The organism is Streptococcus sp. Marseille-Q4154 (genome assembly GCF_916700545.1).
Taxonomy (GTDB): Bacteria; Bacillota; Bacilli; order Lactobacillales; family Streptococcaceae; genus Streptococcus; species Streptococcus infantis_I.
In genome coordinates this window covers 63,160-79,461 of sequence record NZ_CAKAKN010000003.1, presented here as the reverse complement: position 1 = coordinate 79,461, position 16,302 = coordinate 63,160, and the positions used below count along the sequence as shown (strand labels likewise).

Genomic DNA, 16,302 nt, shown 5'->3' with positions numbered 1-16,302 from the left:
AATTTTTTATTTACTATAGTTTACCATATCTGTTCAATAATAACAAGTTTGTTCAAAAAACTCTGAAAGTCTCTCGAAATCTAGAAAAAAAGATACTATCCGCTCTTTCTCATAAACAGAAGTTGCAGATAATATCTCATCTATTTTTAGTCAACATGTGTTGTTTCATTAGCAAAAGCTATGATTGCTCTCTTCAATTCAGAACCTTGCAAGGTACGGAACTCTTCAATCTTCTGATTGATCATCTCAAGAGGCATTACATTTACTTTACCAACAAAGATTTTGTCCATTACTTGATTATCAACTAGTTCAGTTGATACAAGCAACTCTTCGTATAGTTTTTCACCTGGGCGAATACCTACTTCTACGATTGGAATTTCATTTTCAGTATGGCCACTGAGTAGAACCATTTTCTTAGCCAAATCGTAAATGCGTACTGGCTTGCCCATATCAAGGATAAAGACTTCTCCATCTTTTGCATAAGCACCCGCATGAATCACCAAACGGCTAGCTTCTGGAATGGTCATAAAGTAACGAGTCATTCGGAAGTCTGTCACCGTTACAGGCCCACCTTCAGCAATCTGACGTTCAAAGACAGGAATTACACTACCACGGCTACCGAGTACGTTACCGAAACGAACCGCACAGTAGGTAGATTGGCTACGTTGATTAAATCCTGTAACAATTAACTCAGCCACACGTTTAGTTGCTCCCATTACGTTTGGTGGATTAACAGCCTTATCTGTCGAAATCATGACCATTTTTGGAACTCGAGCAGCGTCAACTGCCTTAGCAACATTATAAGTTCCAAGGATGTTATTCTTGAATGCTTCTTTTGGATTACGCTCCATCATCGGAACATGTTTATGAGCTGCAGCATGGTAAACAATCGCTGGTTCGTACTGTTCAAAAACTTGAAGCAAACGATCGTAATCTTGAATATCGGCAATGACAGGAACAAAGTCAATTCCCTGGAATTTACGAATCAATTCATGGTAAATCAGATAAATAGAGTTTTCTCCATGACCGAGCAAAACGACACGTTCCGGATTGAAGCGACTGACTTGACGGCAAATTTCTGAACCAATCGAACCTCCGGCACCAGTTACCAAAATCGTTTTATTAGTGATTTCAGAACCCAGACGTGATTCATCGAGCTGAATCTCTTTACGTCCCAACAGGTCCGTGATATCAATTTTCTGGAAACCACCTGCTTGAGGCTGGATACCTTGCACAACTGATTCAATCATCGGCATCTTAAAGCATTTTACACCGATACTGTTACACATTTGCAGGATTCGTTCATATTCAGATGGATCTAGAGACGGAATCGCAACGATCACTTTTTCAACTCTGTAGCGTTTAGCCAATTCTGGTAGATCATCATAAGAACCCAAAACTGGGATTTTCCCAAGTTTTTGTCCTTTTTTCTTTTCATCATTATCCAAAATCCCAACTAGTTCAAGGTCACTAGTAGGATGTTGGTAGCTGTTCATAAAGAGCGCGCCACCATCACCAGCACCAATCAAGAAGGTACGACGGTGTTCTCCAGCTCCATTTCCCTTTTTACGTCTTGAGTAAATCAACTGCCAAGTGATACGAGGAAGTAGAATCAAGAATGTTGTTAATAGGATAAAGAGTACGATAAAGCGGATAGAAAAGAGCGGCAAGAAAGCATAGCAGATCACATAAGATAAGATACTACTGATAGTCACTCCGAAGAAAATCTTCATGAAATCTGTTATTTTGCTATATCGACTAATACTAGCATTAAGCCCCCAGAATCCAATCATCAGTTGGTAGAAAAGGAAGGTTAGACCTGTGTAAATGACATAGTCTACCGGGGCTGGATTAATCAAGCCATAAAATAGAATATAGGAAACAATAATTGATAAGACCATACTGGCAATATCAAAAAATCCCCAAAAAATTTGTTTCTGTTGTTTATTTAATACTTCAACCAGATCAATTACGTAATCTGTTATTTTTTTATTCATGTGAATGGTATCCTCCTACACAGAATCACATTTTCTAGTAATCTTCAGATAAATTTTTAAAATCTAATTAGCTTCAATTACTTGCTTTTTCTTAGAAGTTTCAAAAATATAAACTGTCGCACAAATCCTGGACATAGGGCAACGACAACTTGGATTAAAACACTTTTCAGATATTCGCCATAAGAAATCTGTCCACGAGCGTGCATTCTTTGACGTGCTTGGCGATAGAGTTTGAGATAGCGAAGACCTCCACGGCGTTCAAACATCCCTGCTCCCACGCGCACCTTACATAGAATTTGATCCACATTTCCAGTTCGAGCTCCAGCGCTAATCATATTGAGCCAGAGAAGATCATCTTCCATATAAAGACCATCCTCGTAGTTACCAGCCTTGAGAACCATTTCTTTTTTGAACATAACAGTCATATGATTAAAGGCACTTCTCATACGTTGGTAGGCAATGATATCCTCATGCTTAGTCGGTACACGACGGTAAGACACAATCTCGTCAGGTTGGTCGATAAACTCTGCGATATGACCACCTAGTAGGTCCAAGTTTTCTTTTTCCATCAATTCGAACTGCTGTTCGAAACGGTCTTCAACAGCAATATCATCTGTATCCATACGAGCAATGACGTCATATTGGCACTGTAAGACACCGTACTGAAGCGCTAAACCTAAGCCGCGATTTTGCTCAAGTGGACAACGTTTGATTGGAATACTTGACTGTGCTTCCAATTTCTCCAAAACTTGATACAGTTCAGGTGTCAGCGGACCATCTTCGACGATTACCACTTCGCTAGGTTTGAGCGTTTGATGTATGATACTCTCTACCGCCTCTTCTAGAAAGACTGGATTTTCTTTAACATAGACTGACATCAGGACGCTAAATTTACGATTTTCAGACACAGTAGTTCTCCAATATATAGATTTTCTTTCACTATTTTATCACAATTTTTCAGACTTTCCTATTTTTATTTGAATCCCAGAAAAAAACTAGTAAATATATTGTCCTTCTTTACTATGATTTCTATCGACTACGTAGCGAATCACGTCAGGTCAACTTGACATCTTTAGGAAAAAAAATTAAAATAAGCTGTTATCAAAATCAGCTTATTGAGGTTCACATGAAAAAACGATCACTCTTTTTTATTCTAGGAATTATCTTAATTGGAGCGGTCTTAAGAGCTCCTTTCACAGCTTTACCAACTATTTTGGGAGATATTGCCCAAGGTTTAGGCGTGGAAGTCAGTTCACTTGGTGTTTTGACCAGTCTCCCTCTCTTGATGTTTGCCCTCTTCTCCTCTTTTGCGACTCGTTTGGCTCAAAAAATTGGACTCGAGCACCTTTTCACCTATAGTCTTATCGTATTGACCATCGGTTCAGTGATTCGTATCTTTAATCTTCCTTTACTCTATCTAGGGACTTTACTCATCGGAGCAAGTATTGCGATCTTTAACGTGCTCCTTCCTAGCGCCATTCAGGCCAATCACCCACAAAAGATTGGCTTTCTGACAACCATCTATGTGACCTCTATGGGGATTACAACGGCTCTTGCTTCCTATCTCTCAGTCCCCATTACTCAGGCAACATCCTGGAAAGGCTTGATTCTCTGTTTATCCTTGGTCTGCTTACTAACTTTAGTTGCCTGGCTCCCCAATCATCGTCACAATCATTTTCTAAGAGGAAGTGAGAAAAAACAAAAGAAAGAGAATATCTTAAAAAACAAGGAAGTTTGGGCTATTATTGTATTTGGTGGGTTGCAGTCCCTACTCTTCTATACCAGTATGACCTGGCTACCAACCATGGCCATCAGTGCAGGACTATCTCATACAGATGCTGGACTTCTGGCTTCTATCTTTTCACTGATTAGTATCCCCTTCTCGATGACCATTCCAAGTCTCACAACTCGTTTATCAAATCGTCACCGTCAAATCATGCTGACAGTCATCTCTCTGGCTGGAATGCTTGGAATTGCTATGCTCCTATACCCGAGCAAGAGTTTCCTTTACTGGTTAGTAGCGCATCTCTTGATTGGTACTGCTTGTAGCGCTCTTTTCCCTTATCTCATGGTTTGCTTCTCCATCAAAACCAGCTCTCCTGAAAAGACGGCCCAATTATCTGGTCTTGCCCAGACTGGTGGTTACATTCTAGCGGCCTTTGGACCAACTCTCTTTGGTTACAGTTTTAACATGTTCCAGTCTTGGGTTCCAGCGGTACTGATTCTTCTAGTAATTGATATCATCATGACGGTCGCCCTCTTTATGGTGGATCGAGCGGATAAAATCCTCTAATCTTCTAGTTTTCACTAGAAGATTTTTTATATGTAAAAATTTTATACATATTACTTGACAGCGTTTCCATTTAGATGTATGATGTATGTGTAGAATAATTATATATAAAATTTTTATATACTAAAAAGGAGGTGCCCCATGTATTTTCCGACATCAGCGGCTTTGATTGAATTTCTCATCTTGGCCATTCTAGAACAAGGGGATTCCTATGGTTATGAAATTAGTCAAACCATTAAACTCATTGCCAAAATCAAGGAATCTACCCTCTACCCCATCTTGAAAAAACTGGATACCAACCGCTATCTGACTACATACTCTCGCGAATACCAAGGTCGGATGCGGAAATACTACTCCTTAACAGAGATTGGGGAGGAGCAACTATTTGTACTCAGAGAAGAGTGGACACTCTACACTGACACTATCAACGGCATCATAGAAGGGAGCGTTCGCCATGACAAGAACTGAATATTTGAATCAGCTTGAAGCCTATCTGATGAAGCTTCCTCAATCTGATCGCATCGAAGCCATGGACTACTTCAAAGAACTCTTTGATGATGCTGGTCCAGAAGGTGAGAAAGAACTCATAGCTAGTCTCGGTAGTCCAAAAGAGGCTGCCCATGACATCCTGACAACACTTCTTGATAAAAAAATCAACGAAGAAAATTCCAATAAGAACAACCGTCAGGTTTTACAAATCGCAATCCTCGCACTTCTGGCTGCACCTATTGGGATTCCAGTCGGTATTGGTCTTCTCATGGCTATCATCGGGATTTTTATCGCTGCGGTTAGTGTACTTTTAACCTTCTTTGCTATATCAGCAGCTGGACTAATCCTAGGAGGTGTTCTCCTATTTGAAAGCTTCTACGTTCTGGCTGAATCGACATCTGCCTTTACGCTGATTTTTGGTGGAGGTTTGCTAGCTATTGGAGCTTCATCCCTAGTCTTGCTAGCGACTTCCTATGTGACCCGTTTCTTTGGAATACTAATCCTTCGACTTATTCAGTGGATTCTTAATAGAGGAAAGAGAGGTGAAAGTCATGCGTAAATTAACAAAAGGATTTCTTATCTTTGGTGTTGTTACTAGTATCATCGGTTTTGCCATGATGATCATCGGCATCCAAACAGACGGTATCAGAAGCCTCCTTGCAATGTCACAAAAACCAGTCTTTGAGAGCCGAATGGAAGAGCTCGTTTTTGATCAAGATATTGAAAAACTTAACATGTCACTGACAGAACATTCGTTAGTCATTAGAGAATCTAGCGATGACAAGATTCACCTTCAGTATCATCCAACTATCTCTGAAAAAGAAAATCTTCAACATTCTACCAAAGAAAAAACTCTTGAGATTTCTGACACCAAGTCAACTACACGTCCTTCTGTAGGTTCTAGTATCCAAGGTATCCTCTTTATCGCAAGCGGAATTTCTAGCCGCAATGATGAAGTCGTTCTATCATTGCCAAAAGGAAGAGAATTAAAAGATCTAACCGCCCAGGTCGACCACGGTGTCCTTTCGATTGCCGATGTAAAACTCAGCAATGCCAAGATTCAGTCAAATGGCTTTCTTCTTCGTATCACAAATAGCGAGATAAAAAATAGCCAACTGACCACAACTGGAATTGTCAATGTATTTGGAACAAGTCTAACAGATAGCCGTATCCAAGCAGAACATGAACATATCTCTGCTGACGACATCCAAGTGCACGGTAAGGTAGAATTCGAGGCAGAAAATGACATATCGCTCATGTTATCAAGAAAAGAGCTTGAACGAATCAATCTCAATCTCTCATCAGAATACGGAGCTATTTATCATCGAACTCGAGAAGGAGTGAAGCCTGGCCAGGGAAATGATGTAAATAGGGACGAAGAATTCTCAAATCCTTACAAAGTAGAGAAAAAAGATACGCAAGATCTCCTCGTCGTAAAGGCAGGTCAAGATATCAACATTCCAGACGAACCGGATCGCTCACCTAATTCGAGAGATCATGAATAATAGTTAATCATTACTACTCAAACAAGAAATAAAAAAGGAGGTCTCATCATGACTCAAGAATGGTTCGAAAGTGCTGATTTCGAGAAAACAGCCAACAATGAGAAAAAAGATAATCCATCTGACCCAGTCATTCCCCAAGAAGAGTTAAAAGAAAAAGAAGAATTGCCAGTGGTTGAAGAAAGCCTTCAAGCCAATCCTGAAGAACAAGAAGCTGACCTAGAGAAAGTAGAGAGTGACGAACACGAAGAAATCGTGGAAAATACAGACAAGTCAGAAGAACCTGTAGAGACTGAAGAACAAGAAGAACTGGCAACAAAGACAGACCAAGCAGAAAAACTAGTTAAGGAAGCAGCTCAGCCTAGCAAATCTTTGGAAAGTCCATTTGTCCCAGATCCTGTCCCTACAAAAACTACAATCTTCAAAGAAGAATTGGCTGATTTTTGGGTCTGGTTACAAGGTGCTCTCAAAGAGCCAACAGCAAGCATTGATACAGATAAAAAACATAGTTATAATGCCTTTGTGCTCCTAACTATCTTTTCTGCCACAAGTTTCCTCTTTACAGTTTATCACGCCAAACAAGGCTACTATGGTCGTATGGCAAGCATCGATGCTCACTTCATGGAACAATTCCCGTCTCTCAATCTCTTCTCGGTCTTCTCCATCCTAGTAGCGACAAGTCTCTTCTTCTTTTCAATTCTCATGGGTGGATTTGTAGTCAAACGTTTTGTCGACCAGGACAGTGATTGGACATTAGAAAGAGCCTTTCAAGCACATAGCAGACTCTTGGCTATCCCAGTTCTCTTGACAGGTATTGCTAGTTTCTTCGCTCTTTTTAATGGTCTACGATTTGCAGCATTGCTTTGCTTGATTAGCATTGGTCTGACTCTCTTGGCCAATCTCTACTTCATCTCAAGACCTAGCAAGGATAGTCAAACCGATCCCTTCTATCGCCTTCTTTTAGCTTTCCTAGTCAACGGTGGTGTTCTATTTCTCTTCTTTCTAGCAGAAATGGCTCTTGTTTTTGACTATCTTCGAATCCTTGCTTTTATATAAGATAAAATCCTGTCACTCTGACAGGATTTTTTTGTGTACACAAAAAGCAGATCAAACGATCTGCCTTTTCACATTATTTAAAACCAATATCTTTCATTTATGCCTCTAGTTACCTTTTACTAAGTTATCAAAATCTTCCCCTGAAACTGGTCCTACCTCTACTTGGTTAGCATCTAAGTCCTGATAAAGTTCTTTTGGCAAAGCTCCTAAAAAGGCTTGATAATCAACTCTAGCTACCGCTTCATAGTCTTCTGGTTTTGAGCCATCTCCAGAGATTTTTACCAAATCAATCTCCCAAACAAGTTCCTTGCCTACCAATTGCTCAACGTAAGGAGCAGGAATCACCGGTTCTTTTGGCAAAATGGTTTTTACCCCCTGAGCTAGGTGGTAGACCCCATGAACCTTACCTTCACCATCTGGATAGAATTTAGCACTGGAAGGATAGGCATCAGACCCTTGAACTTTCTTGACTAACTCTTCAAAACGTGCCAAGCCATCTTCTTCCAAGAAACTTTCCAAATCCTTCTTATCAAAGTAAACAGGTGATAGAATACCCTGACAGAAACCTAAACGAGCAGCTTTATCAGCCAGATAGTTCTTAACCGTTTCTTGGAAATAGTTTTCCAAATCAAAGTCTGCCAAGCCCTCAACTGCTTCACCAACCTTGCTAGACAAAGCCCGCAAGAGCCCTTCTACAATCTCCCAGTCAGCTCTTGTAATCAAGTCAGGAATGATTACTTGATAGCCTTTTTGAGCATCTAGATATCGAACTTTAAAGAGAAATTGAGACTTACCTACGATTCCACACTCGATATACTCAAGGCGATTAAGAGGTTGACGGAGGTAAACAGCATCATAACTATGCGACTCTAGGCCTTCTACTAAGCCTAAAATTGATTTAGCTGTGAGAATCTCCTGTTGTCCTAAAATACTTTGTTTATTTGGAATAAAAAATGTCTTCACCATAATGGTCTCCTTTGAAATCGTTTACATATAGTATACACCATTTTCCTGAAAGATGCAGAAACAAATTTAAGATTTTTTAGTCAAAAGCATAGAAAAACAGCCCTTTAGGACTGTTGATACTATTATACGACTTCAGAATGATCTAGGTTCTCACCAATCGCTGCTAAACGCTCGATGACTTGATCTTGTGTCAATTCATGTTCTAAAACATAGCGATTACGTGGGTGAACACGACACTCGTGTGAGCAACCACGAAGATATTTGTCTTCGTTGTCTTCTGATGCCAAGATACGGCGGTTACAGAATGGATTTCCACAGTTGACATAGCGTTCACATGGTGTTCCATCAAACCAGTCTTTCCCTACAATGGTTGGATTTACATGGTTGACATCGACTGCAATACGTTCGTCAAAGACATACATTTTCCCATCCCAAAGTTCCCCTTGAACTTCTGGATCTTTCCCGTAAGTCGCAATTCCTCCATGCAATTGACCGACATCTTTGTAGCCTTCACGGACCATCCAGCCAGAGAATTTCTCACAGCGGACTCCACCTGTACAATAAACTACGACACGCTTGTCCATGAACTTTTCCTTGTTATCACGGACCCATTGTGGTAATTCACGGAAGTTGCGGATGTCAGGACGGATAGCCCCACGGAAGTGCCCAAGATCGTACTCATAGTCATTACGAGTATCAAGGACAACTGTATCTTCGTCAAGAAGGGCTTCTTTGAATTCTTTTGGTGACAAGTAAGCACCTGTTGTTTCAAGAGGATTGATGTCGTTATCAAAGTTATCATCCTCTAAACCAAGGTGAACGATTTCCTTTTTGTAGCGAACAAACATCTTCTTGAAGGCTTGCTCACTTTCTTCATCAATCTTGAACCAGAGGTCTTCCATACCTGGAAGGCTGTGAACGTAGTCCATGTATTTTTGCGTTGTTTCGTAGTCACCAGAAACGGTTCCGTTGATCCCTTCGTCAGCCACTAGGATACGGCCCTTGAGGCCAATAGACTTACAGAAAGCCAAGTGGTCTGCAGCAAATTGTTCCGCGTTTTCGATGGGAACATATTTATAGTAAAGTAAAACTCGAATATCTTTTGACATTTGCTTCTCTTTTCTAAGATTAAATTATCAGAAATTTTCATTCAACTATACCAGTATACTCTCCCAAGAAAGCGAATGCAATTTATTTGACCGAAAAATAAAAAACAAGACCCATTTTCAGATCTTGTTTTAATTAAATATTTGAAGAAGAAAAATTAACAAAAAGATATCCATGGCCTGTCTTGAATAAATTACTAATCATGATCTAAAAAAACAAGACTGATAAGATTTCGAATCCAGAAAAAATTGCACTGATTTTTAGGAGTAGATGGTATTTTTCATGTACCTATTATCAACGCTACTTGTAAGGCAAATGTCTGGATTTCAAACACAGATAATTATATGTATTTGCTCAAAAAAAGAATCACCACCCCGTCTGGAAAAATCCAGACAAGGCAGTGATCGCATCTTTTAGGAATGAATACACGAAATCAATCTATCTTATGATTTTTTGTTTTTCAAGAATTCGTCGTATTGTTTTTGCATTTCATCCAATACTTTTTGGTAAGCACCTTCAGATTTAAGTTTTTCCATCAATTCTGGAATAGCTTTTTCTGGGTCTACAGTACCAGTGTTGATAGCTGTATCGAATTGTTGCATAGTGTTAGTGATAGCTGAGATTTCAGATTTCACGTTGTCAGTGTTGAAGATGAATCCAAGCGCTGGAGATTCTTTTGCAGTTTCCAAGTCTTTCTTAGATTGTGCAATTTGCTCATCTGTAACGTTTTCGTTGATGTAAAGGATCCAGTTGTTACCAGTGTTCCATCCTGACATGTGAGTGTTTCCTTTGTATCCATCAAGGACTTTAACACGGTTTTCTTTACCTGCAACTTTTTCCCAGTTCTTGCCTTCTGGACCGTAAACAAGGCCGTTCAAGAGTTCTGGGTTAGTGTTCAAGAGGTTCAACACTTCCATTGCTTTTTCTTTGTTCTTAGAGTTGTTTGAGATTACAAAGTTTGCAACTTGAGTTGTTTGGTTTTTCTTGATGAAGTTAGTAAATGGTTTGATTTGGATGTCTCTGTTAGCAACACGAGAAAGCAAGCTGCTACCGTAGTCAGCTGGTCCTACTGTTTCTTCACGAACAAGCCAAGTATCTTGAGTAAGGTCATATGAAGTTTCACTTGTTGCTACGTCTTTTGGAATGTATCCTGCTTCATAGTATTTGTGAAGAGTCTTCAAGTGTTCTACGAAACGAGGAACTTCGTAACGGTTTACGATCTTAGTAGTGTCGCCTTCAAGGTCGATAACGAATGGAAGACCATTTGCAACTGGGTAGTCAAAGTTTTCTGACGGGATAAAGTTTTTACCAACAGCGAATGGCATTACGTCTGGAGCTTTTTCTTTGATTTGTTTCAATACTGGTTCAAGTGTTTCGTATGAAGTTACACCTGAGATATCGATTCCATATTTTTCAAGAAGTGGGCCGTTGAAAGCAAAGTTTTGTGAAGATGCAACGTTAGCTGCAACTGGAACAGAATAAATCTTACCGTTTATAGTGTTACCTTTGATGTAAGCTGGGTCAAGCGCTTTGTAAAGCTCAGCACCTTCTTTCTTGTACAATTCTGTCAAGTCAGCATAAGCACCTTTTTGAGCGTTTACTACATAGTTATCTGCAAATGCGATATCGTAGTTTTCACCTGATGAAGTGATAACTGACATTTTCTTACCATAGTCACCCCAACCAAGATATTGGATGTCTAATTTAGCACCAACTTTTTCTCCGATGATTTTGTTTGCATTTTCTAGCAATTCATCCAAGTTATCTGGTTTGTCACCAATTTGGTACATTTTGATAACAGTTTTGTCACCTGAAGCTGAGTCAGCAGCTTTTTGGTTGTTTCCTTTAAGGTTTCCACAAGCAGCAAGACTAGCAGCTAAAGCGACAAGGCTAGCAGATGCAAAAGCATATTTTTTCCAGTTTTTCATGATAAAAACTCCTTTTTTTATTTTTAATTTATAAACAATTTTAATGATCTACTTTTCAACAAAGAAAAGTTAGATAGGGTAGAGAAAACTTGTTTCTCAGTGTCTCTTATTCTTTAACACCACCGATAGTCAAACCTTTTACAAAGTAGCGTTGGAAGAAAGGATAGAGAATCGCAATTGGGACAGTCGCAACTACGACCATGGCCATACGACCTGTTTCTTTTGGTAGGGCAACCGCAAGCTGTCCTGACATACCAACTGACTTAGCAATGTAATCCATGTTGTTTTGAATTTGCATGAGCAAATATTGCAATGGATACAAGTTGTCACTCTTGATGTAAAGAAGGGCATTGAACCAGTCGTTCCAGAATCCAAGTGCTGTCAAAAGTGTGATAGTCGCGATCCCTGGAAGAGAGAGTGGTAAACAGATTTGGAAGAAGATCCGCGCCTCGCTAGCACCATCGATACGAGCTGATTCGAGGATTGCTTCTGGAATGGTTTTCTTGAAGAAAGACCGCATCAACATGATGTTGAATGGCGATAGAAGCATCGGAACAATCAAGGCCCAAATAGTATCACCCAAGTGAAGTAACTGAGTTACCACAATATAGCCTGGTACCAAACCAGCATTGAACAACATACTAAGAAGAGCAAAGATTGTAAAAAATTTGCGATACTTAAATGTTGAACGTGAGATGGCATAAGCGTATGTTGTTGTGATGAAGACGTTTGTCAAAGTTCCAACAACTGTTACAAAAGCTGAGATAAAGAGCGCTTGTAAAATTTTGTCTTTAAACTGAGCCAAGAATTGGAATCCATCTACACCAAACTTGGAAGGGAAGAAACTATATCCATATTGAACAATACTTTTTTCGTCTGTAACTGAAATAATGATTACGAAGATGAAAGGCAAGATACAAGAGAAGGCCAGCAAACCAGATATGATACTAAAGAAGATATCTGCCTTTTTGCTGAAGGAGTGTATGCCAACATTATCAATTTTTTCTTTTTGAATTTTTTTTGCCATATGCTCCTCCTTTCTAGAATAGTGCTGAGTTAGGATCAACACGTCTTGCAAGTAAGTTTGATAGGATAACGAGAATCAAACCGACGACTGACTGGTAGAGACCGGCTGCTGAAGCCATACCGATATCTGCTGTCTGAGTCAATCCGTTAAAGACATAGACGTCCAATACATTTGTTACACTATAGAGCTGACCTGCGTTGTGAGGGATTTGGTAGAAGAGACCGAAGTCTGCACGGAAGATGTTTCCGACTGCAAGGATGGTCAATACTGTCACAAGCGGTGTCAACTGAGGGATGGTTACGTTACGGATACGTTGCCATTTGCTAGCACCGTCCACTGTCGCTGCTTCGTAGTAAGTTGGGTCAATACCCATGATCGTTGCGTAGTACATCACACTACTATATCCAAAGCCTTTCCAGATACCTAGGAAGAGGAGGAGGTAAGGCCAGATACTGACATCAGCGTAGAAGTTAATACCCTTCATCCCTAGAGCTTCTAAGGTATGGTTGATAAGCCCTTTATCGATATTTAGGAATGCATCTGTAAAGAAACTGATGATAACCCAAGATAGGAAGTAAGGGAATAACATAGATGTTTGGTAGATTTTAACCATTTGCTTAGAGCGAAGTTCACTAAGGATAATGGCGATACCAACTGACACAACCAAACCGATAAAGATAAATCCAAGGTTGTAAAGTACTGTGTTTCGAGTGATGACAAAGGCATCCTTGGAACTAAACAAGAATTTAAAGTTATCTAGTCCGACCCATCTACTATTTATAATACTGTGGACGAATCCTTCACCAGTCATATGGTAGTCTTTGAAGGCAACCACATTCCCAAAAACTGGAATGTAGAAGAATAAAATCAACCAAATTGTTCCTGGTAGAACCATTAAGAGAAAAATCCAATTATCTCTTAAAGTTTTTGAAAACTTGTTCATAATTTCCTCCCTTTTTATTTTCTAAAACTTCATAATCTCACATTTTTAAACTTGATAACGTTTACAAAAATAGTATACTCTTATTTTTAGGACAGTTTAAACTACAAATTATAGAAAAAACTCCACAAATTATTTTATGTGGAGAACTTTTTATATAAGAATAGGTTTCACGGGAAACTTCTTTTCTGAATAGAGTTTTTCTAGGTCGTATAAATAGTCGAAGCTGTCGCAATGGTATGCCATTGATTAGCCGTTGTGGCTGCGAAGTCCTTATCTCCGTAGAAATCGTTGAATGGCAAAATCTCTACTTCCAACTCATCGATACGAGAGATTTCGCCTGCTAGGTAGTTTTCAATGCGACTTTCTGCTCGCTTGATTCGTTGCAATAGGCCACCCATACGGATGTCCACTGTATCCAAGCCAAAGACCTTGTTTTCTTTCAACCATTGGTGGCTAAAGAGCTTGTGGAAGGTTTCAATCTGGCTTCTTAATTTTGGTAATTCTTCCCTAGCAATTTGTTGCAAGCTCTCTTTATCACCTTTTTGATAGGCTTGACGAATGCGTCGGCCCACATCCACCTTGCCACTTAAAATAGCATTCAACTGGGCCTGGGTTTCAAAGAGATAAGCATAGTTTCCTGCTTTTTCTTTAATAGCAGAAAGAGTCTCCGCTGCCTGGGCAAAGTGAGGCTTGTCCTGTTCAGGAGTCATGTGCTTATCAAGGATTGGACAGAGAACATCCTGATAAAAGACATAGCGATTGGGGTTGATCCCGCTGAGATTATCTGGTAGATCTGGCAAGAGGTTGGCAAGATCAAGTTGCATGAAGTCCTCAACCGGTAGACCTGTATTGGTCTTGAAATGAGCTGACAAACGGTCTAAATCATTGCGGTAGCTGAGTTCTGCCCAGATTTGCAAGCTTGGCAGAATAGAGAACTGAGCTGTTTCACCACCATTGTCTCCCCAACCAGTCACAATGACTTCTTTGATCTGATTAGCACGGCAGGCTTTGTTTGCTTCGACAGCGATGAGACGACTGAAATGGTTGTGTGGTGTGAAACCAATCCACTTCCAAGCACCACCTGCAAAGGCAATATCCTGGCTAATCTTGTGGTGATTACCGAAGTTACGGTTGTATTTTTCTTCGCTATCCTGATAATAATCCCAGTAAACCAAGGTCACACGGTCTTTTAGACGGTCAAGATAAACGCGTGTTTCCTCTGGAATTTCGACATCACGGTCGTACTGGCCATCTGCTGACATGAGTTTGAAGAACATATCGCTCCACATCTGGCAGTGGAAACCATACTTGTCTGCAATATCCAGCACGCGCTCCAAGTGTTGGCACATAAGGAGACTACGATCCACAACACCATTGAGAATCAAATAGCGTCCCAAACCAACCAAGTGGGCTTCGTCCATGCCGATATTGACCTTGCGTGTTTGTAGCTTAGACAAAGTGGCAAACATCCCGTCAATCAAATCATAAACCTTTTCTTCACCGATGAGGAGAATGTCCTCTACATCACGAAGTTGCTGAACTTCTTTGACACCCCATTTGACAAAGGCTGATAAGTGAGCCAAGGTCTGGATACAAGGAACAAAAGTCATGTCAAACTGCTGGGCATAAGCTTCGATTTCCTGTAATTCTTCAGCTGAATAAGCCCCGCGGAAATAGCCAAAATAAGGTTGCCCTTCAATCTGATAGGTGTCTTCCATGTAGAGCTCAAAGATTGAATAACCCATCAGAGCCAAGACTTCAATCATCTGCTTGGCTGATGCAACATTTAGAACCGCATTTCGCGAACAGTCAGCCATGTAGGCTAAATCTTCATAAGCCGCTTGTTCTTCAATCTCTACCTTATCACCTTCTACCAAAGCTGTTGCTAGCACAGACAAGGCGCGATAGAGTTGGTGAGGTTTGCGATAAGTCAATTGATAGCTTCCGTCCTCACCCTTGATAGAGATAGAAGCTTGGTCAGACTGAGCGACTGCCACTTCTACATCTGGTAGAGAAATATGCTTTTGAAGTAAGTCTATAGCTTGCTGTTGTTTACTGCTAATTCCGGTAAAATTTACCATTGGTTTTCCTCCTGTAACCAGTTGACAAGGGCACCGTAGAGATTGGCATCTGCCTGATAGGTGCAAGCTTGAATCACTGGAGCGATAGTATATTCTTCGTAGGTTTCTACGAATGCATCAACAGCTTTTTTGACGCCTTGGATAAAATCTGGATTTTGACTGATAGAGCCTCCCAGACTAATGACATCTGGGTCGATCAGGTACTGAATATTGAGTAGTCCTTGAGCTAGATTACGATTCATACGCTCAATGGCTTCTTGGCAAAGGGCATTGCCTGCTACAGCTTCTTGGTAAACCTTACGGCCATCCCAGTCTGACTGACCTGATTTTTCAATGACATAACGAACCATGTTTCCTGTAGAAGCTAGTTGTGACCAGTTATTGAGTTTTTCTGCTGGTTCGATAGTTGTCATGTAACCAAACTCTCCACCCAAGCCATGGCGACCACGGTGAATTTTGCCATTGATAATCATAGCACCGCCAATCCCTGTGCCAATGACAACACAGGCTGCATTTTCAATCTCAGGATGAGCTAGCAGTTCACTAAGTCCAACACAGTTGGCATCATTTTCTAGATGGATAGGTAGCTGGTGATGAGAAAGGGCCTGGTACCATGAAAAACCATGGATATAAGGAATGGCACTAATCCCCTCAATCACACCTGTTTCTTGATTGACCGCTCCTGGAACACTCATAGCGATTCCACTGTAGTCTTGTTCCGATAAGCGTTGGTCCAACCAAGCTAGCAAATCTTCCAGAGTTTCTGGAGTTGGGGTGCTGGTTTTATCTAAAATCTTTCCATCAGGAGTTAGACTAGCAAACTTAATGCCAGTCCCTCCGATATCAATCGTTGCAATGGTCATTGCTTTCACCTGCAAAAAGGAGCGAATCAGCAGTTTGTTCTTACTTTTTCGCT

14 protein-coding genes are annotated in these 16,302 nt (G+C 40.4%); 5 read left to right on the top strand and 9 right to left on the bottom strand.

Annotated elements, in window-relative coordinates; translation table 11 throughout:
* Positions 1-146: 146 nt before the first annotated feature.
* Entirely contained in the window at positions 147-1,997 is a 1,851-nt protein-coding gene (locus LG369_RS07885; RefSeq protein ID WP_004251043.1) for a polysaccharide biosynthesis protein, read from the bottom strand.
* Positions 1,998-2,074: 77 nt separating this feature from the next.
* Entirely contained in the window at positions 2,075-2,905 is an 831-nt protein-coding gene (locus LG369_RS07880) for a glycosyltransferase (RefSeq protein ID WP_004251041.1), read from the bottom strand.
* A gap of 218 nt (positions 2,906-3,123) precedes the next feature.
* Between LG369_RS07880 and LG369_RS07875 the strand changes: the two genes are divergently transcribed.
* The 5 genes from LG369_RS07875 (at position 3,124) to LG369_RS07855 (ending at position 7,334) form a co-directional block, all read left to right on the top strand.
* Complete coding sequence (locus LG369_RS07875) at positions 3,124-4,290, top strand: CynX/NimT family MFS transporter (RefSeq protein WP_004251040.1); 1,167 nt, start codon at positions 3,124-3,126, stop codon at positions 4,288-4,290.
* Positions 4,291-4,428: 138 nt separating this feature from the next.
* A complete protein-coding gene (locus LG369_RS07870) occupies positions 4,429-4,755 on the top strand; it encodes a PadR family transcriptional regulator (protein WP_006153330.1) in 327 nt (108 codons plus the stop codon).
* On the top strand, positions 4,742-5,335 hold the full coding sequence (locus LG369_RS07865) for a DUF1700 domain-containing protein (RefSeq protein WP_225750769.1): 594 nt from the start codon (positions 4,742-4,744) through the stop codon (positions 5,333-5,335). Before LG369_RS07870 ends, LG369_RS07865 begins: the two co-directional genes overlap by 14 nt.
* The gene (locus LG369_RS07860) at positions 5,328-6,281 is read left to right on the top strand and encodes a DUF4097 family beta strand repeat-containing protein (RefSeq protein ID WP_225750768.1); all 954 of its coding nucleotides are present in this window, start codon (positions 5,328-5,330) and stop codon (positions 6,279-6,281) included. Before LG369_RS07865 ends, LG369_RS07860 begins: the two co-directional genes overlap by 8 nt.
* Before the next feature lie 48 nt (positions 6,282-6,329).
* Entirely contained in the window at positions 6,330-7,334 is a 1,005-nt protein-coding gene (locus LG369_RS07855) for a DUF6574 domain-containing protein (protein ID WP_004251030.1), read from the top strand.
* A 105-nt stretch (positions 7,335-7,439) separates the two neighbouring features.
* Here LG369_RS07855 and LG369_RS07850 read toward each other — a convergent pair whose 3' ends face one another.
* The 7 genes from LG369_RS07850 to LG369_RS07820 all read right to left on the bottom strand — a co-directional run bounded on the left by LG369_RS07850 (position 7,440) and on the right by LG369_RS07820 (position 16,249).
* Entirely contained in the window at positions 7,440-8,300 is an 861-nt protein-coding gene (locus LG369_RS07850) for a DUF4299 family protein (RefSeq protein WP_004251026.1), read from the bottom strand.
* A 122-nt stretch (positions 8,301-8,422) separates the two neighbouring features.
* Positions 8,423-9,409, bottom strand: coding sequence for a rhodanese-related sulfurtransferase (locus tag LG369_RS07845; protein WP_004251023.1), 987 nt, complete (start codon positions 9,407-9,409; stop codon positions 8,423-8,425).
* 441 nt (positions 9,410-9,850) lie between these two features.
* Positions 9,851-11,335: an ABC transporter substrate-binding protein gene (locus tag LG369_RS07840; RefSeq protein WP_006149054.1), complete on the bottom strand. Its 1,485-nt coding sequence runs from the start codon at positions 11,333-11,335 to the stop codon at positions 9,851-9,853.
* Between the two features lie 106 nt (positions 11,336-11,441).
* The gene (locus tag LG369_RS07835) at positions 11,442-12,362 is read right to left on the bottom strand and encodes a carbohydrate ABC transporter permease (RefSeq protein ID WP_025170531.1); all 921 of its coding nucleotides are present in this window, start codon (positions 12,360-12,362) and stop codon (positions 11,442-11,444) included.
* 13 nt (positions 12,363-12,375) lie between these two features.
* Positions 12,376-13,305 carry an ABC transporter permease gene (locus tag LG369_RS07830; RefSeq protein ID WP_004251016.1) on the bottom strand — a complete coding sequence of 310 codons (930 nt, stop codon included), beginning with the start codon at positions 13,303-13,305 and terminating at the stop codon, positions 12,376-12,378.
* Positions 13,306-13,505: 200 nt separating this feature from the next.
* Positions 13,506-15,386, bottom strand: coding sequence for a beta-N-acetylhexosaminidase (locus LG369_RS07825; RefSeq protein ID WP_004251013.1), 1,881 nt, complete (start codon positions 15,384-15,386; stop codon positions 13,506-13,508).
* Positions 15,380-16,249, bottom strand: coding sequence for an ROK family protein (locus tag LG369_RS07820; RefSeq protein WP_225750767.1), 870 nt, complete (start codon positions 16,247-16,249; stop codon positions 15,380-15,382). The genes LG369_RS07825 and LG369_RS07820 overlap by 7 nt, the downstream gene beginning before the upstream one ends.
* Positions 16,250-16,302: the final 53 nt, after the last annotated feature.